Source organism: Rhodococcus sp. T2V, assembly GCF_029269925.1.
GTDB classification, from domain to species: Bacteria; Actinomycetota; Actinomycetes; order Mycobacteriales; family Mycobacteriaceae; genus Rhodococcus_F; species Rhodococcus_F koreensis.
Window position 1 is genome coordinate 1 of record NZ_JARJBD010000314.1, and the last position, 1,018, is coordinate 1,018.

General features: G+C 66.8%; 1 protein-coding gene. It reads left to right on the forward strand.

The window, feature by feature from the left end; translation table 11 throughout:
- A partial coding sequence (locus P3H15_RS54100) for an amino acid adenylation domain-containing protein (protein WP_276144840.1) occupies positions 1 to 1,018 on the forward strand: 1,018 nt, incomplete at both ends.

Here is a 1,018-nt window from a genome sequence, read left to right on the forward strand (position 1 = left end):
CCGCGGCGAACACGGCGTACGTGATCTTCACGTCCGGCTCGACGGGTCGTCCGAAGGGGGTCGCGGTCACGCATGGCGCGATCGTGAATCGTCTGCTGTGGATGCAGCACGAATATGCCCTGACCAGTGCGGACGTTGTTCTGCAGAAGACGCCGGTGACGTTCGACGTGTCGGTGTGGGAGCTGTTCTGGCCGCTGCAGGTCGGGGCGTCCCTGGTGATCGCCGCACCCGACGGGCACCGCGACCCCGATTACCTCGCCACCCTCATCCGCCGGCACCGCGTCACCACCGCGCATTTCGTGCCGTCGATGCTGTCGGTGTTCACTGCCGAACCGGCTGTGGTGCAGTGTGATTCGTTGCGGTTGGTGTTCTGTTCGGGGGAGGCGTTGACGCCGGAGCAGGTGTCGCGGTTCCGGGCGGTCAGTGGTGCGGGTCTGCACAATTTGTACGGGCCGACGGAGGCTGCGGTCGATGTGACGTACTGGGAGACGGGTGCGTCGGACACGGTGTCGGTGCCGATCGGTCGTCCGGTGTGGAACACGCAGGTGTATGTGCTCGATGCGCGGTTGCATCCGGTGCCGAACGGGGTGGCGGGGGAGCTGTATCTGGCGGGTGATCAGTTGGCGCGGGGGTACCTCGGCCGCGTCGATCTCACCTCGGATCGGTTCGTGGCGAATCCGTTCGTCGCGGGTGGGCGGATGTATCGGACGGGTGATCTGGTGCGTCGGCGCGGGGACGGGGCTCTGGAGTATCTGGGTCGTACGGATTTTCAAGTGAAGTTGCGGGGGCAGCGGATCGAGTTGGGGGAGATCGAGTCGGCCCTGGAGACGCATCCGGATGTGGTGCAGGCGGTCGTGGTGGTGCACCGGGACGAGCGTGGCGAGGAGGCGCTCGTCGCCTATCTGGTGGGACGGCGCGCGGCCGAGTGGTCCGACGTGCGGGCACACCTGTCGACCCGGGTCCCGTCGTACATGATTCCGGCGCAGGTCGTGCACCTGGACACCCTCCCGCTGTCGGT